Source organism: Allobosea sp. Tri-44 (assembly GCF_004123845.1).
In the GTDB taxonomy this organism is placed as follows: domain Bacteria; phylum Pseudomonadota; class Alphaproteobacteria; order Rhizobiales; family Beijerinckiaceae; genus Allobosea.
On the sequence record NZ_NBDP01000042.1, the window covers coordinates 266,138 to 289,627 of the forward strand.

The following is a 23,490-nucleotide window of genomic DNA, read 5'->3' on the forward strand; positions in this document are numbered from 1 at the left end:
GGCCCTGTTACCTTACGGGAGGGCAGCTTGTCTTAGGTCGCGCTTTACGACAATCGCTACTATTCGCCTGTCGTATTCACGCCGTCCGCGCTTCCTGCGTCAGCGCCAGCAGGTCGCGCAGCGTGGTGATCGTCGAGCCGTCGGCTACGCCATCGACCTTGTCCGGCCGCCAATGGCGCTGGAATGCGGCGACGACCGCTTCGAAGCGGTCGTCATAGGTACCGTCGACCGAGACGCCGTAGCCGAGCATCGCGAACATCGCCTGCAATGCCTCGACCGGCGGGCCGGCGTCGCCGCGGGCGAAGAAGCGGCCGCCCTTGATCGGCGCGGGCTCGATCCAGAGGCCGACGCCGCCCTCGGCGAAGCGGCGCCAAGGGAATGTCTCGCCGGGGTCGATCTTGCGGCCGGGCGCGATGTCGGAATGGGCGAGCACGCGCTCGGGCGGAATCTGCCAGCGCTCGCAGATGTCGCGGCAGAGGTTCAGCGTCGCGGCGATCTGCGCTTCGGGAAAGTCGGGCAGGCCGCCGGGATGGCCGGGGTTGGCGATCTCGATGCCGATCGATGCCGAGTTGAGATCGGTCTCGCCGGCCCAGTGCGAGGCCCCGGCATGCCAGGCGCGGCGCGCTTCGGGCACCAGCTGGAGGGTGTGCCCGTTCTCGAAGACGAAGTAGTGCGAGGAGACCTGCGAGACCGGGTTGCACAGCCACTGCAGCGCCTCGCCGGCGTCGGGCATGCCAGTATAATGCAGGATCAGCGTGTCAGGTCGGCGGTGGGTCGAGCCGTCACTGAACTTGCGCTCGCCATGGTTGGGCGAGGGGAAGACCTTGGCGGCGAAGCGGCTATCGGGTTCGAGGACGAGGCTCACGCCGATTCCGCCTGCTTTCGCCCGATGCCGCGTTCCTTCTCGATCGCGTCCCAGGCGGCGTTGATGGCGGCGAGGCGGCGGGTCGCGATGCAGATCGCTTCCTGCGGCAGGCCGCGGGCGATCTCGCGATCGGGATGGTTCTCGATGACAAGGCGACGGTGGAGCTGCTTGAGCTCGCCATCGCTCATCTCGCGGTCGGCGCCGAGCACGATGTAGGGATCGTCGCGGCGGCGCAGATGGCGCGCCTCGATACGGGCGAAGCCGGCCTCGTCGACCCTGAAGATCGTCGCGACATCGCGCAGATAGGCATGCTCGTGCTCGTGGATCGCGCCATCGGCGGCGGCGATCAGGAACAGGCCGTCGAGCACGTCCTCGATCAGCGCCGGCTCATCGCGGAAGGCTTCGGCAATCTGCTGCGCATAGGCCTCGAAGCCGGCGCTGGTCTGCTTGGCGAGATCGAACAGGCGCTCGATATGGGCCTGCTCATCGGGAGGTACGGTGACGATGCGCTGGAAGGCCGCGATCTCGTCGCGCGTCACCACGCCGTCGGCACGCGCCATCTTGGCGGCGAGCGCGACCAGACCGGTCGTGAAGATCAGCTGCTTGGGCGCGGGCCCGAACAGCGCTCCTTCACGATCGACCAGCACATGCCCGGCCACGGCGCCGACGAGCGCGCCGAGCGGTCCGCCCAAGGCAAAGCCGAGGCCGCCGCCGCCCAATGCTCCCCAGAAAGACGACTTCATCGCTCATCCAGCCATGGCCGTTCCGGGCCATGGCATCTGCGTAGAATGCCAGCGGCTCAGCGGCAATAGAGGCGGCCGTAATAGTCGCGGTAATAGCCGTAGGGGCAGCCGCCGTAGCCGTCGTCATAATAGTAGCCGCCGCGGCGATAGGGCGAGGTCGCCGAGCCGATGATCGCGCCACCGGCTCCACCGATCGCAGCTCCGGCCAGCGCGCCGCCAGCCCGGCCGGTGGCGAGCCCACCGATCACGGCGCCAGTGGCCGCGCCGACCAACGCGCCGCCGCCGACACGTTCCTCATGCGGGGTGCAGGCGCCAAGGGCGAGCCCGACAGCCGCGATTGCCATCCATGTCTTCATCTCATTCCCCCTTCTCGGGTCGCTTGCAGCGGCACGATCCCAGCCTCAGCCGACTTTTTGCATTGCGACCGGGAATTGCGGTCGCAGTGCGGCGATGATTTGGCGTGCCGCCATAACTGCGTCAACGCCGGGCAGGGTGAATCGTTCCGCCGGTCAATACATGATAATTACTGCTCTCGAAATGAGGCTAAAGTATTTGCAGGCGCTCGGTAATGGCTCGGTTATCTGTCGTATCGGCCAGATTGTCGTCACATTCATCTTTCATTGCACCGCACCGTTTTGCGCTGCACAAGAAAGATGAGGCTTCCTCTGCATGAACAAAATCTCCGGTAGCGGCTGCGCCGCCTTCGCGATTTGCCTGGCCTTTCTTCAACCCGCTTCCGCCCAGGTGAACGCCGAGACCGACGCCCGCGCCTTCATCGTGCGGGAGGCCGAAATCCGGCGCCAGGCCGCCGCTGCCGAGCAAGGCCAGGATCCGCAGAAGGAGACAGCCGAAAGCGCCCAGACGAAGGGCGGACGCAAGGCGCAGGCCAAGGCTGGCAAGATCGTTCGTGAGGCCCGTACACCACTCGCGGCGCCCGCCGGTTCGGAAGGTCTGCGCGCGCTGGTCGCCCGGCATGCCGCGGCCAATGGCGTGCCGTTCTCGCTGGCCGATGCCGTGGTCCGCATCGAGAGCCGCTACAATCCGCGTGCTGCCAATGCCGGGAACTTCGGCCTGATGCAGATCCGCCATCAGACGGCGCGCGGGGTCGGCTACAGCGGCGGCGCGGCCGGCCTGCTCGATGCCGACACCAACGCCCGCTATGCCATGAAGTATCTCGGCCAAGCCTACAAGCTCGCCGGCGGCGACACCTGCCGCACCGTGATGAAGTACCAGAGCGGCCATATGGCGACCCGCATGAGCGGCGCCAACCGCACCTATTGCGGCAAGGTGCGCACCATCACCGGTGCGAACCAGGCCAGCAACTGAGCTCTAATCCGGCAGATCGCTTCGCGATGCCGGATTCATCCATCGTTGAAAATCAGGCACTTGCGTGATTTTCAACGAGCGGAATACGCAATCCCTCGACGGGATTCCGTATGCGCTTGACGGCTCCGGCCTTTACAGCGCACAGGGGGCCGGCCAGTCGGCCGGACGGCCGCTCCCGCAAGAGCTCAGGTTCTTTCGGGGGAGGAAAGTCCGGGCTCCACGGAAACACGGTGCCGGATAACGTCCGGCGGGGGCGACCCCAGGGAAAGCGCCACAGAGATCGAACCGCCTGCGGCTTCGGCCGCAGGTAAGGGTGAAAAGGTGCGGTAAGAGCGCACCGCGGACCCGGCAACGGGGACGGCATGGCAAGCCCCACCGGGAGCAAAACCGAATAGGGACGATGCTCGCCCGCAAGGGGGAGGGGCCGGTTTCCAGGCCCGGTCGTCCGGGTTGGTTGCTCGAGGCGCGCAGCAATGCGCGTCCCAGAGGAATGGCCGTCACGTCGGGGGAGCAATCTCCCGGCCATCCAAAACCCGGCTTACAGGCCGGCTGGCACCCTCATCGCAGCGAAAAGGGCCGGGAGCGATCCCGGCCCTTTCGTGTTTGCGGGGCTGCGATCAGAGCGTGTAGCTCCACTCCGCTGCGGCGAAGCGGTAGCCATTGCCCTCCTTGCCGATCCGGCCGAAGCCGGGGAAGGGCATGTGAGCGCCGCTGATCACCAGTTTGTCGGCTGCCGCCATGTCGAGCATGCGCCGGCGCGAGGCGACCGCCTGCTTGGCATCGGCGTCGAAGGTGAAGGTGATCTCGGGCTGGGCGGTCTGCAGCACGACATTGTGGATGCAGTCACCGACGAGCAGGAGCTGCTGGTTGCCGGAGGACAGCCGCAGGATGCTGTGACCCGGCGTATGGCCGGGCGCGTGCTCGAGCGTCAGGCCCGGAGCGACCTCGCCCGCCTTCACCTTGCGGGTGCGGTTTGCATAAGGCGCCAGCGCGCCACGGGCCGAGGCGAAGAACGGTTTCACCTCCGCCGGCACCTGGCTGAGGATGCCGTCATCATGCCAGAAGGCGTGTTCGGCCTCGTGGATGATCAGCTCGGCATTGGGGAAGCGGGCGGTCTTCTCGGCTGTAAGCAGGCCCTCGTGATGATCCGGGTGAGCGTGCGTCAGGATGATCGCGTCGATCTGCGCCGGCTCGATCCCGGCGGCGCGCAGGTTGCTCTCGGCCCGGCCCATGGTGTTGCCCATGCCGTTCCAGGCGCCCGAGCCGGTGTCGATGAGATAAGTCCGGTCCTTGCTGTTGACGACGAAGGCGTTGACCGAGGTCGGCAGGCTCTCGTCGAGGCCGGCGCCGGCGATGAGCTGGCCGACCGTCGCCGGTTCGACGCTGCTGAAGGATTTGGCGCCGAGCGGGACGTAGCCGTCGAGGATCGCGGTGATCTCGAGGTCGCCGAGCTTGCGGCGATAGATTCCGGCCACTTGGTTGCCGGAGAGAGGGGCGCGGGCTGAAGCTGGCAAAACGGGCGCAAGCGCAGTGGCCGCGGCCGCTGCGAGGAAATGGCGGCGATCGATCATGGGATGTTCCAGAGGCTTTGAGGTTGAGGCTTCCGGAAACGAGGCCGGCCGGACGGCGGGCCAAATCGTCTCACGGCCGGAGGGATGCCCGGCCGTGAGGATCAGATGGGTGGCGCCGGCTCAGGCCGCAACCGTCAGTTCGACATCGATGTTGCCCCGGGTCGCATCCGAGTACGGGCAAACGATATGGGCCTTCTGGACGAGGTCTTCGAGCTTGGCCTTGTCGATCCCGGGCGCCGAGATCGTCAGCTTTGCTGCGATGCCGAAGCCCTTGCCGTCGTCACGCGGGCCGATGCCGACATCGGCGCTGACGCGGGCGTCGTCCGGGATCTTCACGCCCTCCTTGCCGGCGGCGAATTTCAGCGCGCCGAGGAAGCAGGCGGAATAGCCCATGGCGAAAAGCTGCTCGGGATTGGTGCCCTCGCCGCCGCCGCCGCCGAGCTCCTTCGGCGTGTTCAGGACGAGCTTGACGTTGCCGGTGTCGGTCGCGGCCTGGCCTTCGCGACCGCCGGTGGCGGAACCATGGGCGGTGTAGAGGATCTTCATAACTGCTCTCCTTGCTGGGCGGCCCGTCCGCCGTGGTTGATGCGAATTAGATTGTGCACAATCAAATTGTCTGCAATTCAAATTTCCGTGAACGGGCAGCGCTCGGTGCGATGAAAGAGTATCTTGGATCCATCGCAGGGTGAGACTGTTTCATCGGCGGGTTGTTCCAATCCGATCGGATCGCTCCCCCTGCCCAAGGAGCCATGATGGGGTCGACTGACGGCAAGGCCATGACAAAGGATGCGAAGGCGACATCGGTGCGTGGGCTCGACGAGCAGATCTGCTTTGCGGTCTATTCGGCCGCTCATGCCTTCAACCGGGCCTATCGGCCGTTCCTGGCCGAGCTCGGGCTGACCTATCCGCAATATCTGGTCATGCTGGTGCTGTGGGAGCATGACGGCCAGAGCGTGAAGGCGATCGGCGATCGATTGATGCTCGATTCCGGCACGCTGACGCCGCTGCTGAAGCGTCTCGAAGGCAACGGTCTCATCCTGCGCAAGCGCGGCCGCGAGGACGAGCGTCAGGTTCTGGTCGAGCTGACCGAGGCCGGCCGCGCCTTGCGCGAGAAGGCGAGCCTGTCGGCCAATCCCGTGCCCTGCGCGGTCGAGGATAGCGGTGTCCCGCCGGGGCGCTTGCTGGACGATGTGCGGGCCCTGCGCGAGGCGCTGCTGCGCAGGGCGGCGGCGGAGGACTGAAGCCCGGCCGGGCAGGGGCGTGCACCTCGAAAATATTTCTTCGCAGACCCGCTAGGTCGGGCGGCCGCATTGGGTCGCGCCGAGCCCTCGTGCGCGCCGGAAATCCTCGTCTTTACGGATAGTTAACCTTAACGGGCTGTGATGCTTTCAGGCTCGGGCAGACCTCTGTCTGCAGCGTCGGATCCGTTGACGCCCATATTGTCCCATGCTATCCCAAATTATCCCGTCGAGACCGACAGGCAAGCAACAAGTCAGAGCCCGTGTGCCGCGCGGATTTTGGCTGATGGCTCCGCCATGTCGGGATCGACGGGGGTATCGATCACCGGCGCCTGCCGGCGCGCCTCGCGCCGTCAGAGTCCGACTGGAAGTCCGACCAGGAGGCGGCGTTGACGGACCGCTTCGTCTCCCATTTCACCAACAGGCTGGACGCCAAGGGGCGCGTCTCGATCCCGGCTTCGTTCCGGGCCGTGCTGGCGAAGGACGGCTACGAGGGGCTCTACGTCTATCCGGCGCTCGACCAGGCCAATCTCGATTGCGGCGGCCATGCGCTGCGAGCGACGATCGACGAGATCCTGTCGCGTTTCTCGCCCTTCTCCGAGGAATGGGAGTCGCTCTCGACGGCGCTGAACGGCACCTCCGAGGTGTTGAAGGTCGACCCGGAAGGGCGGATGATGCTGAGCGAGGCGCTGAAGGCGCATGCCGGCATCGGCGATACCGTCACCTTCGTCGGGCAGGGCCACAAGTTCCAGATCTGGGAGCCGGAGCGCTTCAAGGCGCATCTCGAGGATGCCAGGGGAAAGCTGCGCGACGTCCGGCGCATGCTCGGCGCGAGGACGGTGCCATGACCGGCGAATCCCACATTCCCGTGCTGATGGACGAGGCGCTCGATGCGCTCGCGCTCAAGCCAGGCGGCCGCTATCTCGACGGCACGTTCGGCGCCGGTGGCTATTCGCGCGCACTGCTGGAACGCGAGCCGGAGGCGACGCTGCTCGCACTCGATCGCGATCCGACCGCGATAGCCGGTGGCGCCGACCTCGTCCTGGCGATGGGCGGGCGGCTGACGCTGGCCGAAGCCCGTTTCGGTGCGCTGGCGGAGGAGGCCGAGCGCTTCCAGATGGCGCCGCTCGACGGCGTCGTCCTCGACATCGGCGTCTCCTCGATGCAGCTCGACCAGGCCGAGCGCGGCTTTTCCTTCCGTTTCGACGGGCCGCTCGACATGCGCATGGCGGCGAGCGGCCAGAGCGCCGCCGAACTCGTCAACGAGGCCGATGAGGGCGTGCTCGCCAACATCATCTATCACTATGGCGAGGAACGGCGCTCGCGCGCCGTGGCGCGCGCCATCGTCGAGGCCAGGCGCAAGGCGCCGATCACGACGACGAAGCAGCTTGCCGACTTAGTTGCGGGCATCGTCCGGGGCGAGCCCGGCGGCGCGCATCCGGCGACGCGGACCTTCCAGGGCCTGCGCATCGCGGTCAATGACGAGCTCGGCGAACTGGTCAGAGCGCTGCATGGCGCCGAGGCCGTGCTGAAGCCGGGCGGGCGGCTGTCCGTCGTCACCTTCCATTCGCTCGAGGACCGCATCGTCAAGCAGTTCTTCGCCGAGCGTTCGGGCAAGGCGCCGACCGGCTCGCGCCATGCCCCGGCCGTGGCACAGCCGCAGGCGACGTTCAGCCTCGTCATCAAGGGGCCGGTCGCGCCGTCGGAGGCCGAAACCAGAGCCAACCCGCGGGCCCGCTCGGCCAAGCTGCGCGCTGTGGAGCGTACCGACCTTCCGCCACGCGCGCCCGATCCCGATCTCGTCGGGCTCGCCGTTGTGCCCGCGCCGCAAGCCCGCCGGAGGAGCTGAGCATGATCAAGCTCTTGCATATCGTTGCCATCGGCGCGCTGGTGTCCTCGGCGCTCTATGCCTACTCGATCAAATACGAGACGACGCTGCAGGCCGAGCAGCTGCAGAAGCTGAAGGCCAAGGCCCAGCGTGAGCGCGAGGCGATCGCGGTGCTCAAGGCGGAATGGCAGTTCCTCAACCGGCCCGAGCGCCTGCAGGCGCTGGCTGACAAGCACCTGGACCTGCAGCCGCTGGCGATCACACAGATCGTGCGCCTGTCGGACATCCCCAATCGCGGGCCCAAGGTCGATTCGATCGGCCGCAAGCTGGAGGACCTCGGCCTCGGCCTGCCGACCGAGACGCCGAAAGACCGCAAGAGCAACGCCGTGACGACGCCGGGAGCCCGCCCATGAGCCAGGAGCTCGACCAGCACGCCGCGGCGCCCGAGATCGGTGCCGCCGCGATCGAAAAACCCGTGGTCGCGAAGCGCAAATGGCGCTTCCGTACCGAATGGCTGCGCGACGTCTTCCGGATGAGCGGCGAGAAGAGCGAGCCGCGTGTCGGACTCGTCATTCTCGGCTTCAGCGGGCTGTTCATAGCGATCGTCGCCAGGCTCGTCATGCTGGGAGCCTTCCCGAGCGACCAGGTCGGCCTGCGCCGCGCGACCTCGACCGCGATCTCGGCGGCTCGGCCCGATATCCTCGACCGCAACGGCATCCAGCTCGCGACCGATGTGCGCACCGTCTCGGTCTTCGCCGAGCCGCGCAACATCCTCGACAAGGACGAGGCGACCGAGCTCCTGACGGCGGTGCTGCCCGACCTCAACGCCAAGGAGCTGCGCGACAAGCTCGGCACCAAGAAGGGTTTCGTCTGGGTCAAGCGCGAGATCACGCCGCGCCAGCAGGCGGAGGTCCACAGGCTCGGCATTCCCGGCGTCGGCTTCGTGCCCGAGAACAAGCGCGTCTACCCGAACGGGAACGTCGCCGCCCATGTGCTCGGCTTCGCCAATGTCGACAACATCGGCATCGCCGGCATGGAGAAGTACATCGACTCGCAGGGGCTGCAGGACCTGAACGGCGCGGGCTTCGCTGTGCAGGCTTCCGACCTCAAGCCGGTGCAGCTCTCAATCGACATGCGCGTCCAGCATCTGGTGCGCGACGAGTTGGTCAAGGGCATCGAGAAATACCGGGCGATCGCTGCGGCCGGCGCCATCATGGACGTCAACACCGGCGAGGTGATCGCGCTGGTCTCGCTGCCCGATTTCGATCCGAACAATCCGGTCGACGCGCTGGAGAAGGACCGGATCAACCGGATGAATGTCGGCGTCTACGAGATGGGCTCGACCTTCAAGGCGCTGACCATCGCGATGGCGCTCGATTCCGGCAAAGCCAACATCAATTCGAGCTACTCGACCGCCGGCGGGATGATGCGGTTCGGCCGCCAGGTCATCAAGGAATACCACGGTACCGGCCGCACGCTGACGGTGCCGGAGGTATTCCTGCATTCGTCGAACATGGGTTCCATCAAGATGGCGCTCGCCGTCGGCGTCGAGGGTCACAAGGCCTTCCTGAAGAAGATGATGCAGCTTGACCGGATGACGACCGAACTGCCGGAGAGCGCCGCCCCGATCGTCCCCGGACGCTGGGGCGAGATCAACACGGCGACGATCGCCTTCGGCCATGGCCTTGCGGTCGCGCCGCTCCAGGCACTGGCGGCGGTCGGCGCCCTGGTCAATGGCGGCTACCTGATCAGGCCGACCTTCCTCAAGCGCACCGAGGAAGAGGCCAGGAAGGACGCGGTCCGCGTGATCAAGCCCGAGACCTCCGAGGCCATGCGCTTCATCATGCGGCTCAACGGCGACAAGGGCTCGGCCCGGTTCGCCAACATTCCTGGCTATTTCGTCGGCGGCAAAACCGGCACGGCCGAGAAGGTCATCAACGGCCGCTACGCCAAGAACAAGAACTTCACCACCTTCACGGCGATCGCGCCCTCGGACAAGCCGCGCTATGTCTTCCTCGCCATCTATGACGAGCCGAAGGGCTATGCCGAGAGCGGCGGCTACTCGACCGCGGCCTGGAACGCCGGCAAGACCACCGGCAAGGTGATCGAGCGCGCGGCGCCGATCCTCGGCCTGGCGCCGCGCTTCGATCCGCCGCTATCGCCGTTCCCGCTGATGGCAAGGCTGAACGCCTGGGGCTCGCGCTGAGCCCGCCCGCAAATTCGTCAGGGCGGGCTGCGAATGGCGTTTGTCTGCGCTTCGGTGCTCACGTACTTGAGTACGCTCCGCTCCGATGCTCGAAAAACCCCATTCTCGCCACGCCCTGACGAATTTTCGAACGGACTCTGTGCCGAAGGACCTTGGTAGTGAGATGACCCAATCCGGTTTTAGCCTCGGCCAACTCTTTCCCGGGGCGTTTCCGGAGTCGGGCGAGCGCCGCGTCAACGGCCTCGCCTTCGACAGCCGCAAGGTCTCGGGTGGCGATGCCTTCGTCGCGCTCGCCGGCGCCAAGGCTGATGGCGCTCGCTTCATCGCCGATGCGGTCCAGCGCGGTGCGGTTGCGATCGTTGCCGGTGGGCCGCGTCCTGCCGACCTGCCGGCCGAGGTCGCCTATGCGCAGGTCAACGACTCCCGGCTCGCACTGGCGCTGGCTGCGGCCAAGGTGCATCCGGGCCAGCCGGGCACTGTCGTCGCCGTCACCGGCACAAGCGGGAAATCCTCGGTCGCCGAGTTCACCCGCCAGATATTCATGGCGCTCGGACGCAAGGCAGCGAGCGTCGGCACGATCGGCATCGTCACCGAAGGCGGGGCCGATTACGGCTCGCTGACCACGCCCGACCCGCTCTCATTGCACGCTTCGCTCGACAGGCTTGCGGGTGAAGGCGTCACGCATCTGGCCATGGAAGCCTCCTCGCATGGGCTCGACCAGCGCCGGCTCGACGGGGTGAGGCTCTCGGCGGGCGCTTTCCTCAATCTCGGCCGCGACCATCTCGATTACCATCCGACCGTCGAGGATTATCTTGCTGCCAAGCTGCGGCTCTGGGAACTGCTGCCGGCCGGCGCGCCGGTGGTGATCAATCGCGACGAGCCTTATGCGGACAAGGCCGAGGCGGCGGCGAAAGCTAGCGGCCATCCTGTGATCGGTATCGGCCGGGGCGGCGATCGCCTGAAACTGCTCGATGTCGCCCGCGAGGGCTTCTTGCAGCGTTTGACGGTCGAAGTCGATGGAATGAGGGTGGAGGTCGTGCTGCCAACGGTGGGCGACTACATGGCCGGCAACGCGCTGGTCGCCGCCGGGCTGGCGATCGCGACCGGCGAGGACCCGGTAGCCAGTGTTCAGGCCATTGCCGGTCTCAAGGGCGTTCCCGGCCGGCTCGATCGTGTGGCTGAGCACAATGGCGGGCTCGTCGTGGTCGACTATGCCCACAAGCCCGACGCGCTTGCCGCCGTGCTGAAAACCTTGCGGCCCTATGCCAGCGGCCGGCTGATCTGCGTCTTCGGCTGTGGTGGCGACCGCGATCGTGGCAAGCGCCCGCTGATGGGTGGGATCGCCGCCGATGGCGCCGACATCGGGATCGTCACCGACGACAATCCGCGCAGCGAGGATCCGACGGCGATCCGCGCCGAGATCATGGCTGCCGCGCCCGAGCGCCTGACCGAAATCGGCGATCGTGCCGAAGCGATCGCTGCCGGTGTCGCCATGCTGCAGCCTGGGGATGTCCTGGTCGTTGCCGGAAAAGGCCATGAAAGCGGCCAGATCGTCGGCGATCGGACCTTGCCGTTTTCGGATCATGAGGTGGTCCGAGAGGCGATCGCGGTTTTGGCTGGGGGAAGACGGGGATGACCACCGAACCGCTGTGGACCGGCGCGCGCCTGATCGAGGCGATGGGCGCCCGTTCGCAAGGGCCTGTGCCGGCCGCCGTCACCGGCGCCTCGATCGACACGCGCACGCTCGAGCCAGGCGATGCCTTCTTCGCGATCAAGGGCGAGCGCGACGGGCATGACTTCGTCGCGGCTGCACTCGACAAGGGCGCGGCGCTCGCCGTCGTCGACGAGGCACATGCGGGCGCCTTCCCAGCGGATGCGCCGCTTGCCGTCGTCCCCGATGTGCTGCGCGCGATGGAGCAGGCCGGCATGGCGCGCCGGGCCGAGCTCTCGGCCAAGGTCGTCGCCGTGACGGGCTCGGTCGGCAAGACGGGGACCAAGGAGGCGCTGAGACTCGTGCTCTCGCGCCAGGGCAAGACGCATGCACCGGTCGCCTCCTACAACAACCATTGGGGCGTGCCGCTGACGCTGGTGCGGACGCCGCGCGACGTGCGCTACGGCGTCTACGAGATCGGTATGAACGCGCCGGGCGAGATCCTGCCGCTGGCGAAGATGGTCCAGCCCGACGTCGCCGTGATCACCACGATCCAGCCGGTGCATCTGGCCGCCTTCGAGTCACTGGAGGGGATCGCCCGTGAGAAGGCGGCGATCTTCGGCGGGCTTAAACGCGGCGGCACGGCGATCATCAATGCCGACATCCCGCAGTCTGGCCTCTTGCGCGAGTTGGCGCTCGCGGGCGGGGCAGGGCGCGTCATCTCCTTCGGGGAAAGTGAGAATGCGGATGTGCGGCTGCTCGGCTGCGCGCTGAAACCGGATGTCTCGACCGCCAATGCCAGCGTGCTGGGCCAGGCGGTGACCTACAAGCTCGGCAGCCCGGGCAAGCACATCGTTCTCAATTCGCTCGCCGTGCTGGCTGCGGTCGAGGCGCTCGGCGCCGATCTTGCTCTGGCCGCGCTGGCGCTCTCCGACCTCACGCCACCGGCCGGGCGCGGCGCGCGGCAGGTGCTGCACGCACCGGCCGGCCCGTTCACGCTGATCGACGAGAGCTATAACGGCAACCCGGCCTCGATGCGGGCCGCGATCGAGAATCTCGGCCGCATGCCGGTGTCCGGCAGGGGGCGGCGCATCGCCGTGCTCGGCGACATGCTCGAGCTCGGCGAAACCGGGCCGGAGCTGCACAAGGGGCTCGCCGATGCGGTCACCGGCAACGGTATCGACCTCGTCTTCGCCTGCGGTCCGCTGATGAGAACCCTGTACGACGCCTTGCCATCGCACCGCCGCGGCGCTTATGCCGCACAGGCGACCGGGCTCGAGCCCTATGTGCTCGACGCCCTCCGCGCCGGCGATGTCGTCACGGTGAAAGGCTCGCTCGGCACGCGCATGGGGCCGATCGTCAAGGCGATGACGGCTCGCTTCCCGGTCGTCCAGGCCGACGACTGAGTAAGGAATAGAGTTCGATGCTGGTCTGGCTTGCCGATTTTGCGGGGACGTTCCCGATCCTCAACGTCTTCCGCTACATCACCTTCCGTGCCGGTGGAGCGACCGCGACCGCGCTGCTCTTCGTCTTCTTCTTCGGGCCGTGGGCGATTTCCTGGCTGCGGCTCAAGCAGGGCAAGGGCCAGCCGATCCGCACCGACGGGCCGGAATCGCATCTGGCCAAGCGCGGCACGCCGACCATGGGCGGCCTGATGATCCTGACCGGGCTGTTCGTCGCAACGCTGCTCTGGGGCAATTTGCGCAACCCTTACGTCTGGATCGTGCTCGGCGTGACCGCGACCTATGGCGCGATCGGCTTCTATGACGATTTCCTCAAGGTGACGAAGCAGTCGCACAAAGGCTTCTCCAGCAAGGCGCGCCTCGGCCTCGAGATCGTCATCGCGCTCGCCGCCTGCACCGCGATCATGCAAGTCAGTCCGCCTTCGATCGCGAGCGGCTTCGCCATGCCGTTCCTCAAGGAGCTGATGATTCCGCTCGGCATCCTGTTCCCGGTGGTCACCGCCTTCGTCGTGGTCGGTGCCGGCAATTCGGTGAACCTGACCGACGGGCTCGACGGGCTCGCCATCGTGCCGGTGATGATCGCGGCCGGCACCTTCGGCTTCATCGCCTACCTCGCAGGTAACGCCATCTTCGCCAACTACCTGCAGATCCACCATGTGCCTGGCGTCGGCGAACTTGCCGTCATCTGCGGCGCGATGATGGGGGCGGGGCTCGGCTTCCTCTGGTTCAACGCGCCGCCGGCCCAGATCTTCATGGGCGACACCGGCTCGCTCGGCTTGGGCGGCATGCTCGGCACCATCGCGGTCGCGATCAAGCACGAGGTCGTGCTCGCCATCGTCGGCGGCCTGTTCGTGGTCGAGGCGCTCTCGGTTATCATCCAGGTCGCGGTGTTCAAGCGCACCGGCAAGCGCGTCTTCCTGATGGCGCCGATCCACCACCATTTCGAGAAGCTGGGCTGGACGGAGCCGCAGGTGGTGATCCGCTTCTGGATCATCTCGGTGGTGCTGGCGCTGGTCGGCCTCGCCACGCTGAAGCTGCGTTGATGACGCCAGTCACCGTCTTTGCGGGCAAGACGCTTGCCCTGTTCGGCCTCGGCGGCTCGGGGCTGGCGACGGCGCGCGCGCTCATTGCCGGCGGGGCTAAGGTTGCCTGCTGGGACGATAATCAGGCGAGCCGTGACAAGGCGACCGCCGAGGGGCTGTCCGTCGTCGATCTCGCCTCTGCCGACTGGTCGGGCTTTGCCGCCTTCGTGCTCTCGCCCGGCGTGCCGCTGACCCATCCGGCGCCACACTGGACGGTCGAGAAGGCCAGGGCGGCTGACGTTCCGGTGGTTGGCGACATCGAGTTGTTCTTCCTCGAACGGGCGAAGATCGCGCCGACTGCGCCGGTGATCTGCATCACCGGCACCAATGGCAAGTCGACGACGACGGCGCTGATCGCGCATGTGCTCGAGGCCGCCGGGCGCGATGTGCAGATGGGCGGCAATATCGGCACCGCCGTACTGGCGCTGGAGCCGCCGGCTCTGGATCGCATCCACGTTGTCGAGTGCTCGACCTTCCAGATCGACCTCGCTCCTTCGATGAAACCGACGGTCGGCATCCAGATGAATCTGACGCCTGATCATCTCGACCGGCATGGCACCTTCGAGGCCTATGGTGCGATCAAGGAGCGGCTGGTCGCGGCCTCCGACATCGCGGTGATCGGTGTCGATGACGAGCCGTCGAAGCAGATGGCGCGTCGCCGCGCCGCATCTGGCAAGCCGCTGGTCAAGATCAGCGGCGAGCAGCCGCTCGACGAGGGCGTCTTCGCCGGCGTCACCGCCAATGCGGGCCAGCTCGACACGCGGATCGTCGAGGTCAGGGATGGCAAGCCGAAGGTCGTCGCCAATCTCGCCGGCATCGGCTCCCTGCGCGGCAGCCACAACGCCCAGAATGCGGCCGCTGCCTTCGCTGCCTGCGCGGCGCTCGGTCTAACGACCGAGGAAATCGCCGCCGGTTTCAGAAGCTATCCCGGCCTGAAGCATCGGATGGAGGAACTCGGCCGCATCGGCCGTGTCGTCTTCATCAATGATTCCAAGGCGACGAATGCCGACTCGACCGAGAAGGCGCTGACCTCCTTCCGTGAGATCTTCTGGATCCTCGGCGGCAAAGCCAAGGAGGGCGGGATCGAGTCGCTCAGGCGCTATTTCCCCAACATCGCCCACGCCTATCTCATCGGCGCGGCGAGCGACCTCTTCGCCGCGACCTTCGACGACGATGGCCGCGTCGCTTACGAGCGCAGCGGCACGCTCGACGTCGCGGTCGCCGCCGCGACGAAGGCTGCACTGGCGCAAGAGGGGGCAGGGGAGATTGCCGTGCTGCTCTCGCCGGCCTGCGCCTCCTACGACCAGTTCCCGAATTTCGAGGTCCGCGGCGATGCCTTCCGGGCGCTGGTCAAGGCGTTGCCGGGGTTTGAGGCAGTCGCAGCCCGCTAGCGGCCTTTTCGTCATTGCGAGGAGCGTAAGCGACGAAGCAATCCAGGGGGAGGTAGAGCTCTGCCGCCCCGGATTGCTTCGCTGCGCTCGCAATGACGGTTCAGCCGAGCTGAGCCTCTGTCGAACCGTGATAGGTTGGGTCAACCATCAGAAGGCGCCCACCATGCCCAAGATCGACGTCGCGGCCATGCCGGAGCGCAAGGGCTCGGGCTATCCAAAGCCCTTCGACGCCCCCTGCGCCGAACGTATCCGCAAGCGGCTAGGCAATGCCGGTGGCTTGAGCGATTTCGGCATCAACCTGATGCGTTTGCCGCCGGGCGGCTGGTCGAGCCAGCGGCACTGGCATTCGCATGAGGACGAGTTCGTCTATCTGCTCGAAGGCTAACTGATTCTGGTCGAGGACGAAGGCGAGACCGTGCTGCGCGCTGGCGATTGCGCTGCCTTCGCCAAGAACAGCGGCAATGGCCACCACCTGATCAACCGGTCGAACAAGGTCGCGGTCTATCTCGAAGTCGGCAGCCGCCATGGGGCTGACCTAACCACCTGTTCCGACATCGACATGATGAGCTCCAATGCCGACGGGCGCTTCGTGCACAAGGACGGCACGCCCTATCCCGAGGCTTAAGCGGCAGTGCTTTGCGCACGTCGCGCCGGCTCCGACTGGTGCAGGTAGACGGCGAGCGTGTCCCAGGGCGGCATGACCTTGAGCTGCCACAGGATGCGGCAGACCTCGCCGCGATGAACCGCCGAGTGCAGGGCGACGTGCAGGAGCATCTCCTGCTTGGTCATACGACCCTTGTCGCCATCGGTGAAGCTAAAGGCGACCGCTTCGGAGAGCGCCTCCGGCGAGGCCGTCCGAACGTAGCCCTGGTACCAGCGATCAGTCGCAGCGACCGATGCCCGGAGTTCATCCAGGGGCGGCGTCTCGACCGTGTTGTCCGAGGTGTAGCCATGGTCCACGCCGGTCAGGTGCGCGGCGAAGATCTCGGCCACGACATGGTAATGGCTGATCAGCCGCAGCGCGGTGTTGCGCTCGGCCGCCTGCGTCGTCCCGTCGAGCAGCGCCAGCTTGTCGAGCAGGTCATTATTCGCCCAGGCTTGGTAGCCGTACAGGGTTTGCAGCATCTCGCTCATGATCGATGGCCCCGCCGATAAAATGTGAGTAATGTCCTCATATTCGGGGGCGGGGCGTCCAATTTGTCTACTCGCATTGCCAAAGATCGGCTCTCGATGCGCAAGGAGCCGCGCCAGGCCCGGTCGCGGGCGACGGTTGAGGCGGTCGTCGAGGCCGGGGCTCGCATTCTGAGCGAGCAGGGCTGGGGCGGCTTCACCACGAATAAGGTCGCCGACACCGCCGGCGTCAGCATCGGCTCGCTCTATCAGTACTTTCCCGATAAGCTGTCCCTGGTCGACGCGATCCGGCGGCGGCATATCGATGACAGTCTCGCTGCGGTCCGGAGCGCTCTCGCCGAGACACAATCCCTCCTCGCGTTCACCGAAGCCCTCGTGAGCAACATCATCGAGGCGCACAGCATCCATCCGGGATTGCACCGTGTCCTTCTGGACGAAGCGCCGGGCCTTGAGGCGTATCGGGACCAGAACAGTCAGATCGAGGCGCAGTACCTCGCCCTCTACACCGAAGCGGCGAGCGCCTATGGAGCGCATGATCGGGGCGTTCCCGCCGCGACCGTCGGCCTCGTCATTTCCGATGCGATCGATGGCGTGATCCACAATGCGGCGCGTCGCGGCAGGCTGCGCGAGCCCCAGTTGCGGGACGAGCTCGTCAGGATGATCTGCTCGTATCTCGCGGATCGTGATGAGGTCGTGGTGGACAAGCCGCGGCGACCCTGAGCTGGCACGCGCGATCGTCGGCATCGGAATCAATCGGTTAACCATTCATTGACAGAGTGATTCGCCGGAGCGGGCGCCTTCGATCTGCCTGCTCGTCGACGGAGCCTTGGAACGATGGTCTCGCGCGCAGAACCCAGCCTGAGCAGCCGCTGGTGGTGGTCGATCGACCGCGTCATCCTGACGACGCTTGTGACGCTGATGGTCTCCGGCGTGGTGCTGCTGATGGCGGGCGGGCCGCCTGTCGCCGAGCGGCTGGGCCTATCGACCTTCCATTTCGTCAACCGCCAGGTGGTCTATCTGCTGGTGGCGCTGGCGATCTTCCTCTCGACCTCGCTGCTGGCGCCGCGCCAGGTGCGGCGGATCGCGCTGGTCATCTTCCTGTTTTCGCTCGCCGGCGTGATCGGCACGCTCTATTTCGGCGTCGAGGTCAAAGGCGCCAAGCGCTGGCTGACGCTCGGGCCGCTCGGCTCGATCCAACCCTCCGAATTCCTGAAACCGGCCTTCGTCGTGCTCGCAGCCTGGGCCTTCGCCGAAGGCCATCGCCGGCCCGAATTGCCGGGCACGATCATAGCCTTCCTGCTGTTGCCGATCACGATCGTGCCCTTGGTGCTGCAGCCGGATTTCGGCCAGACCATCCTGGTCACCCTGGTCTGGGCCGGGCTGTTCTTCGTCGCCGGCCTGCACTGGTTCTGGGTATTGGGGCTCGGTGGCATCGGCGCCGTCGGCCTGTTCATCGCCTATGAGCTCGTGCCGCACGTGCGCGCCCGTATCGAGCGCTTCATGGACAAGGGCTCGGGCGACACCTTCCAGGTCGACACCGCGCTGGAGAGCTTCGCCCAGGGCGGCTGGTTCGGCAAAGGTCCGGGCGAAGGCACGGTGAAGCGGATCCTGCCCGACGCGCACACCGACTTCATCTTCGCGGTCACCGCCGAGGAGTTCGGCATCGTCGTCTGCATGGTGCTGGTGCTGCTCTTCGCGATCATCGTGCTTCGGGCGCTGTTCGTGGCGCAGCGCGCCGAGGATCCGTTCGTACGCCTTGGTGTCACTGGCCTCGCCTTGCTCTTCGGCATCCAGGCCGCGATCAACATGATGGTGAACCTGCACATGATGCCGGCCAAGGGCATGACCCTGCCGTTCATCTCCTATGGCGGCTCCTCGCTGATCTCGCTGGCGCTTGGCACCGGCTTCCTCCTGGCGCTGACCCGCAAGCGGCCGCGCGCCGAGAGCTTCGGCAAGCCGGAGCGCAGTTCGTGAGCGCAGAAGCGCAGGCGCCGCTCGTCGTGCTCGCCGCCGGCGGCACGGGCGGGCACCTCTTTCCGGCCGAGGCGCTGAGCCATGCCCTGCACGGTCATGGCGCCAGGGTGGCGCTGATCACCGATACGCGCGCCGCCGAATACGCCGGCAACTTCCCGGCTGAGTCGATCCATGCGGTGCCGGCGGCGACGCCATTTGGCAAATCGCCGATCGCTATGGCGAAGGCGGCGCTGGTGCTTGTGCGCGGAGGGCTCGCGGCGCGCCAGGCGATCAAGCAGCTGAAGCCGGCCATCGTTGTCGGCTTCGGTGGCTACCCGACGGTGCCCCCGGTCTTCGCCGCGGCGCTGATGGGTGTGCCGACCATGGTGCACGAGCAGAACGCCGTGATCGGCCGGGCCAATCGTTTCCTCGCCAGCCGGGTCAAGGCGATCGCCACAGGTTTCGCCGAAGTCGGGGGGCTAACGGCGGACCAGGCACAAAAGTGCACGCAGGTCGGTAATCCTGTGCGGCCCGCGGTGATCGAGGCGGTCTCGCCCTATGCCGAGCCGGACGGACGTATCAATCTCCTCGTCTTCGGCGGCAGCCAGGGCGCGCGGGTGATGGCCGACATCGTCCCGCCAGCGATGCAGTTGCTCTCGCCCGAGGAACGCAGCCGCCTGTCGATCGTCCAGCAGGCGCGGGCCGAAGACGACGAGCGGGTGCGGAAGATCTATGCCTCTCTCGGCATCAAGTTCGAGATTGCGCCCTTCTTCAAGGACCTGCCGGCGCGGATGGCGGCGGCGCATCTGGTGATCGCACGCTCGGGCGCCTCGACCATCGCCGAGCTCACGGTGATCGGCCGGCCGTCGTTGCTCGTGCCGCTGCCGGGCTCGCTCGATCAGGACCAGGCCGCCAACGCCGCCGTGCTCGCCAGGGCAGGCGGGGCGATGATGATCCTGCAGAATGATTTCTCGCCGCGGCGCCTCGCCGCCGAACTGTCAGTGCTCCTTGCCGAGCCGTTGCGCTTGACGGCGATGGCCCAGGCGGCCAAGAGCGCGGGCATACCGGATGCGGCCGACCGCCTGGCGCGGCTCGTGCTGCAGACCGCCCAGAACTGATCTTTCAGGACGCGATACATCATGAAACTGCCGCCGAAGCTCGGCTCCATCCATTTCGTCGGCATTGGCGGCATCGGCATGTCCGGCATCGCCGAGGTGCTGCACAATCTCGGCTACAAGGTACAGGGCTCGGATGCCTCCGACGGCGCCAACGTCAAGCGCCTGGCGCAGAAGGGCATCAAGACCTTCGTCGGCCACAAGGCCGAGAACATCGGCGATGCCGAGGTGGTCGTGGTCTCGACCGCGATCAAGCGCGACAATCCCGAATTGATGGCGGCGCGCGAGCAGCGCCTGCCGGTGGTGCGCCGCGCCGAGATGCTGGCCGAACTAATGCGGCTGAAATCTTGCGTCGCCATTGCCGGTACGCATGGCAAGACGACGACGACCTCGCTGGTCGCGACGCTGCTCGAAAAGGGCGGGCTTGATCCGACCGTGATCAATGGCGGCATCATCAACGCCTATGGCACCAACGCCCGCATGGGCGAGAGCGACTGGATGGTGGTTGAGGCCGACGAATCCGACGGGACTTTCCTGAAGCTGCCGGCCGACGTCGCGATCATCACCAATATCGACCCGGAGCATCTCGACCATTTCGGCTCGTTCGACGCGATCAAGGCGGCCTTCCGTGCGTTCGTCGAGAACCTGCCCTTCTACGGTTTTGCCGTGATGTGCATCGACCATCCGACCGTGCAGGAGCAGGTCGGGCAGATCGAGGACCGCCGCGTCATCACCTATGGCGAGAACCCGCAGGCCGACTTCCGCCTGCTCGATATCGACCTCTCCGGTGGCCGGTCGAAGTTCACGCTGCTCATCCGCGACCGCAAGCGTGGCCGCGAGGAGGTGGTGCGCGACCTCATCATGCCGATGCCGGGTCATCACAACGCGCTCAACGCGACCGCCGCGATCGCCGTCGCCTATGATCTCGGCGTGCCGGTGGAGCAGATCCGCGCCGGGCTCGCCGGCTTCGGCGGGGTGAAGCGCCGCTTCACCAAAACCGGCGAGTGGAACGGCGCGCTGATCTTCGACGATTACGGCCACCACCCCGTCGAGATCGCCGCCGTGCTCAAGGCGGCGCGCGCCTCGACCAAGGGCAAGGTCATCGCGGTGATGCAGCCGCATCGCTATAGCCGCCTGTCCAGCCTGTTCGCCGACTTCGCCGCCTGCTTCAACGATGCGGATTCGGTGATCATCGCCGATGTCTATGCCGCCGGCGAGCAGCCGATTCCGGGCGTGGACCGCGATTCGCTGGTGGCGGCGATCAAGGCGCGCGGCCATCGCCATACGCTGCCGCTCGAATCCCCGGACAAGCTCGCCGGCATGGTCGCCGAGCTGGCCGGCCCGGGCGACTATGTCGTCTGCCTCGGGGCGGGCAACATCACGCAGTGGGCTTATGCGCTGCCGGGGGAACTGGCGGCGCTGGGGACCTCCCGGTGAGTTTCCCCGACCTCTCAGCCGACATCCTCGCTGCCGCGCCCGAGTTGCGCGGACGGCTGCTCGCCAATCAGGAGATGGCGGGGCTGACCTGGTTCCGCGTCGGCGGGCCGGCGCAGGTGCTGTTCACCCCGGCGGACGAGGCCGATCTCGCTTATCTGCTGGGTAAGCTGCCGGCCGAAATCCCGGTCACGGTGGTCGGGCTCGGCTCGAACCTGATCGTGCGCGATGGCGGCATTCCCGGCGTTGTCATCCGCCTCGCCGGCAAGGCCTTCGGCGAAATCGCCCGCGAGGAGGGCGATCGGCTGCGCGCCGGGACGGCTGTGCCGGATGTGAAGGTGGCGCGCGCCGCTGCCGACGCTTCGCTCGACGGCCTCGCCTTCTATCGCGGCATTCCCGGCTGCATCGGCGGGGCGCTGCGCATGAATGCCGGTGCACATGGCGGCGAGACCACCGACGTTCTGGTCGAGGCGCGGGGCGTGACGCGTGCTGGTGAGATCGTCACCTTCTCGCATGCGCAGATGGGCTTCACCTACCGCAACTCGACCGCGCCGACCGATATGATCTTCACCTCGGCATTGTTCCAGGGCCGGCCGGGCGACCAGGCCGCGATCCTGGCCGAGATGGACCGGGTGACCTCGGCGCGCGAGGCGGCGCAGCCGATCAAGGAACGTACCGGCGGCTCGACCTTCAAGAATCCGGAAGGCGGCAAGGCTTGGCAATTGATCGATGCGGCCGGCTGCCGCGGCCTGCGCGTCGGCGGGGCGCAGGTCTCCGAGATGCACTGCAACTTCCTGATCAATACCGGCGGCGCTACCGCCGCCGATATCGAGGGACTGGGTGAAGAGGTCCGCCGCCGGGTCAAGGACAACTCAGGCTATGAGTTGCACTGGGAGATCAAGCGGTTCGGCGTCGCGGCCTGAGCAGGCGGCGCCGCTTCGGCTGACTTGCGCCGCGACAGCAGGATGCCGGCGACGGTCGAGCCGAAGATGATGGCGATGCCGAGCCATTGCTGGACATTGAACCATTCATTGAGCAGGGCGGCGCCGAGGAAGGTCGCGACCAGCGGGCTGAGCAGGCTCAGGAAGGCGACGCCCGTCCCGATCGTGGCGATGCCGCGCACCCAGAGCCAGTAGGCGAAGGCGGTGCCGATCACGACCAGATAGGTCAGTCCGGCGAGATTGCGCACGGTCGGCATGGGCGGCAGGCCCTCGACCGCGAGCGCGACCGGCAGGAGCAGCAGCCCGCCGAGGGTGAGCTGCCAGGCGGCGAGCGCGAGCGGCGTGCCGACCTTGCCCCAGCGCTCGATCAGCACGGTGCCTGTTGCCATCGAGGCAGCGCCGACGAGCGCGGCCGCGACGCCGATCGCATCGAGCTGCACGGTATCGTCGATCACCAGGAGGCCGACGCCGATCGTGCCAGCGAGTGCGGCGAGCACCTGTCCAAGGCCGGGCCTGCGTAGCAGCAGCGGCCAGGCGAGGAAGGCGACGAGCAGCGGCTGCATTGAGCCGAGCGTCGCAGCGAGCCCGCCCGGCAGGCGCGAGGCGCTGAGGAAGAGCATGCCGAAGAACAGGCCGATATTGGCAAAGCCGATGACGGCGAGCGGCAGGAGCTTGTCGCGCGGCGGCAGGCCCGGCCCGAGCAGCATCAGGAGGATACCGGCGGGCAAAGCGCGCAGCGCCCCGACGAGCAGCGGGTGCTCGACCGGAAGCGTCTGGGTGAAGACGACATAGGTCGAGCCCCAGAGGATGGGCGCCAGGATCGTCGCGAGCAGGATGCGGGTCTTGGTGTCGGCCATGGCGGCCTCCCTTTGCATCGAGGGTGTTGTGGCGTAGGATTATTCTACGGCATATAATTCGATATCGAATTACTTGATGACGGATAATTAGGCGCGGGATTTCCATGAGTCAAGCTGATGAGGCGAATGGGCAGGGCGGGCCACTGGATTCGATTCTGGCCCAGTGGCGGCTGGCCCGGCCGGACATCGACCCCAGCCCGATGGCGGTCTGTGGTGCGGTCTGGCGCGCAGGCGAGCGCATTCGCCAGGGACTGGCCGGCAATCTCGCCGGGGCCGAGCTCGACTTCGCCGGCTTCGACGTGCTGATGACCTTGCGCCGCCAGGGCGAGCGCGGCGGCTCGTTGACCCCGTCCGAGCTCGCCAAGGACATGATGCTGTCGACCTCGGCGATGACGAATCGGCTCGACCGGCTGGAGAAGCGCGAGCTGATCGCAAGGCAGGCCGATCCGCAGGACAGGCGCAGCCTGCGCATCCTGCTGACGCCCGAAGGGTTCGCGCTGATCGAACGGCTCGTGGTCTCGCATGTGGCGACGGAGGAACGGCTGCTTTCGGCGCTCGGAGCGTCCGAGCGCGACCAGCTCAAGGCCCTGCTGGCCAAGGTCGCGGCCGGCGAAGTGGAGTGAGTCCTGCGCGCAACAGAGGCGCTTCCATTAACCGACGAGGCGCTTCGTTAACGCGTCGTTAACCATGTCGGC

The 23,490-nt window shown here is 66.8% G+C and carries 23 protein-coding genes, 1 other RNA gene and 1 pseudogene; 18 read left to right on the forward strand and 7 right to left on the reverse strand.

The genetic code is table 11. From position 1 onward, the window contains the following. Positions 1-76: 76 nt before the first annotated feature. The 3 genes from B6S44_RS24600 to B6S44_RS24610 are packed head-to-tail and all read right to left on the reverse strand — an operon-like array spanning position 77 to position 1,964. The gene (locus tag B6S44_RS24600; protein WP_129159505.1) at positions 77-865 is read right to left on the reverse strand and encodes an N-acetylmuramoyl-L-alanine amidase; all 789 of its coding nucleotides are present in this window, start codon (positions 863-865) and stop codon (positions 77-79) included. Beyond that, positions 862-1,608, reverse strand: coding sequence for a TerB family tellurite resistance protein (locus tag B6S44_RS24605; protein WP_129159506.1), 747 nt, complete (start codon positions 1,606-1,608; stop codon positions 862-864). Before B6S44_RS24605 ends, B6S44_RS24600 begins: the two co-directional genes overlap by 4 nt. 56 nt (positions 1,609-1,664) lie before the next feature. Next, positions 1,665-1,964: a glycine zipper domain-containing protein gene (locus B6S44_RS24610; RefSeq protein ID WP_129159507.1), complete on the reverse strand. Its 300-nt coding sequence runs from the start codon at positions 1,962-1,964 to the stop codon at positions 1,665-1,667. A gap of 313 nt (positions 1,965-2,277) precedes the next feature. Between B6S44_RS24610 and B6S44_RS24615 the strand changes: the two genes are divergently transcribed. Both B6S44_RS24615 and rnpB read left to right on the forward strand, forming a co-directional pair. Beyond that, the gene (locus tag B6S44_RS24615; RefSeq protein WP_129159508.1) at positions 2,278-2,934 is read left to right on the forward strand and encodes a lytic transglycosylase domain-containing protein; all 657 of its coding nucleotides are present in this window, start codon (positions 2,278-2,280) and stop codon (positions 2,932-2,934) included. A 153-nt stretch (positions 2,935-3,087) separates the two neighbouring features. Then, positions 3,088-3,491, forward strand: an RNA gene (gene rnpB, locus B6S44_RS24620) — RNase P RNA component class A. 60 nt (positions 3,492-3,551) lie between these two features. Here the strand turns inward: rnpB and B6S44_RS24625 are convergent. After that, positions 3,552-4,505, reverse strand: coding sequence for an MBL fold metallo-hydrolase (locus B6S44_RS24625; RefSeq protein ID WP_129159509.1), 954 nt, complete (start codon positions 4,503-4,505; stop codon positions 3,552-3,554). 120 nt (positions 4,506-4,625) lie between these two features. Further along, positions 4,626-5,051 (reverse strand): organic hydroperoxide resistance protein, encoded by a 426-nt coding sequence (locus tag B6S44_RS24630; RefSeq protein ID WP_129159510.1) that lies wholly within the window; start codon positions 5,049-5,051, stop codon positions 4,626-4,628. 206 nt (positions 5,052-5,257) lie between these two features. Here B6S44_RS24630 and B6S44_RS24635 point away from each other — a divergent pair, with 206 nt between their 5' ends. From B6S44_RS24635 to B6S44_RS24680, 10 genes and pseudogenes are all read left to right on the forward strand, one after another. Further along, positions 5,258-5,746 carry a MarR family winged helix-turn-helix transcriptional regulator gene (locus B6S44_RS24635; RefSeq protein WP_282568201.1) on the forward strand — a complete coding sequence of 163 codons (489 nt, stop codon included), beginning with the start codon at positions 5,258-5,260 and terminating at the stop codon, positions 5,744-5,746. A 386-nt stretch (positions 5,747-6,132) separates the two neighbouring features. After that, positions 6,133-6,591, forward strand: coding sequence for a division/cell wall cluster transcriptional repressor MraZ (locus B6S44_RS24640; RefSeq protein WP_129159512.1), 459 nt, complete (start codon positions 6,133-6,135; stop codon positions 6,589-6,591). Then, complete coding sequence (gene rsmH / locus B6S44_RS24645) at positions 6,588-7,592, forward strand: 16S rRNA (cytosine(1402)-N(4))-methyltransferase RsmH (protein WP_129159513.1); 1,005 nt, start codon at positions 6,588-6,590, stop codon at positions 7,590-7,592. Before B6S44_RS24640 ends, rsmH begins: the two co-directional genes overlap by 4 nt. A 2-nt stretch (positions 7,593-7,594) precedes the next feature. Then, positions 7,595-7,984, forward strand: coding sequence for a cell division protein FtsL (ftsL, locus tag B6S44_RS24650; protein ID WP_110488944.1), 390 nt, complete (start codon positions 7,595-7,597; stop codon positions 7,982-7,984). After that, entirely contained in the window at positions 7,981-9,777 is a 1,797-nt protein-coding gene (locus B6S44_RS24655; protein ID WP_129159514.1) for a peptidoglycan D,D-transpeptidase FtsI family protein, read from the forward strand. The genes ftsL and B6S44_RS24655 overlap by 4 nt, the downstream gene beginning before the upstream one ends. A 163-nt stretch (positions 9,778-9,940) precedes the next feature. Further along, a complete protein-coding gene (locus B6S44_RS24660) occupies positions 9,941-11,413 on the forward strand; it encodes a UDP-N-acetylmuramoyl-L-alanyl-D-glutamate--2,6-diaminopimelate ligase (RefSeq protein ID WP_129159515.1) in 1,473 nt (490 codons plus the stop codon). Next, positions 11,410-12,834 (forward strand): UDP-N-acetylmuramoylalanyl-D-glutamyl-2,6-diaminopimelate--D-alanyl-D-alanine ligase, encoded by a 1,425-nt coding sequence (locus B6S44_RS24665; RefSeq protein WP_129159516.1) that lies wholly within the window; start codon positions 11,410-11,412, stop codon positions 12,832-12,834. The genes B6S44_RS24660 and B6S44_RS24665 overlap by 4 nt, the downstream gene beginning before the upstream one ends. Before the next feature lie 17 nt (positions 12,835-12,851). Beyond that, positions 12,852-13,934 carry a phospho-N-acetylmuramoyl-pentapeptide-transferase gene (mraY, locus tag B6S44_RS24670; RefSeq protein WP_129159517.1) on the forward strand — a complete coding sequence of 361 codons (1,083 nt, stop codon included), beginning with the start codon at positions 12,852-12,854 and terminating at the stop codon, positions 13,932-13,934. Next, positions 13,934-15,364 carry a UDP-N-acetylmuramoyl-L-alanine--D-glutamate ligase gene (gene murD / locus B6S44_RS24675; protein WP_129159518.1) on the forward strand — a complete coding sequence of 477 codons (1,431 nt, stop codon included), beginning with the start codon at positions 13,934-13,936 and terminating at the stop codon, positions 15,362-15,364. Before mraY ends, murD begins: the two co-directional genes overlap by 1 nt. Before the next feature lie 163 nt (positions 15,365-15,527). Then, positions 15,528-15,989, forward strand: a pseudogene (locus B6S44_RS24680) (cupin domain-containing protein). Here the strand turns inward: B6S44_RS24680 and B6S44_RS24685 are convergent. Continuing rightward, positions 15,986-16,498 carry a DinB family protein gene (locus B6S44_RS24685; protein ID WP_129159519.1) on the reverse strand — a complete coding sequence of 171 codons (513 nt, stop codon included), beginning with the start codon at positions 16,496-16,498 and terminating at the stop codon, positions 15,986-15,988. The pseudogene B6S44_RS24680 and the gene B6S44_RS24685 overlap by 4 nt on opposite strands. 96 nt (positions 16,499-16,594) lie before the next feature. Here B6S44_RS24685 and B6S44_RS24690 point away from each other — a divergent pair, with 96 nt between their 5' ends. From B6S44_RS24690 to murB, 5 genes are all read left to right on the forward strand, one after another. Continuing rightward, on the forward strand, positions 16,595-17,215 hold the full coding sequence (locus tag B6S44_RS24690; RefSeq protein WP_129159520.1) for a TetR/AcrR family transcriptional regulator: 621 nt from the start codon (positions 16,595-16,597) through the stop codon (positions 17,213-17,215). 114 nt (positions 17,216-17,329) lie between these two features. Further along, positions 17,330-18,469: an FtsW/RodA/SpoVE family cell cycle protein gene (locus B6S44_RS24695; protein ID WP_129159521.1), complete on the forward strand. Its 1,140-nt coding sequence runs from the start codon at positions 17,330-17,332 to the stop codon at positions 18,467-18,469. Then, positions 18,466-19,566 (forward strand): undecaprenyldiphospho-muramoylpentapeptide beta-N-acetylglucosaminyltransferase, encoded by a 1,101-nt coding sequence (gene murG, locus B6S44_RS24700; RefSeq protein ID WP_129159522.1) that lies wholly within the window; start codon positions 18,466-18,468, stop codon positions 19,564-19,566. The genes B6S44_RS24695 and murG overlap by 4 nt, the downstream gene beginning before the upstream one ends. Positions 19,567-19,587: 21 nt before the next feature. Next, positions 19,588-21,000, forward strand: a complete 1,413-nt coding sequence (gene murC, locus B6S44_RS24705; protein WP_129159523.1) for a UDP-N-acetylmuramate--L-alanine ligase — start codon at positions 19,588-19,590, stop codon at positions 20,998-21,000. Further along, entirely contained in the window at positions 20,997-21,920 is a 924-nt protein-coding gene (murB, locus tag B6S44_RS24710) for a UDP-N-acetylmuramate dehydrogenase (RefSeq protein ID WP_129159524.1), read from the forward strand. The genes murC and murB overlap by 4 nt, the downstream gene beginning before the upstream one ends. On the opposite strand, the gene B6S44_RS24715 is transcribed toward murB, so the two are convergent. Beyond that, positions 21,875-22,795, reverse strand: a complete 921-nt coding sequence (locus B6S44_RS24715; RefSeq protein WP_129159525.1) for a DMT family transporter — start codon at positions 22,793-22,795, stop codon at positions 21,875-21,877. The two genes, murB and B6S44_RS24715, sit on opposite strands and share 46 nt — an antisense overlap. A gap of 104 nt (positions 22,796-22,899) precedes the next feature. Here B6S44_RS24715 and B6S44_RS24720 point away from each other — a divergent pair, with 104 nt between their 5' ends. Then, positions 22,900-23,418 carry a MarR family winged helix-turn-helix transcriptional regulator gene (locus tag B6S44_RS24720; protein WP_129159526.1) on the forward strand — a complete coding sequence of 173 codons (519 nt, stop codon included), beginning with the start codon at positions 22,900-22,902 and terminating at the stop codon, positions 23,416-23,418. The last annotated feature ends 72 nt before the right edge of the window (positions 23,419-23,490 follow it).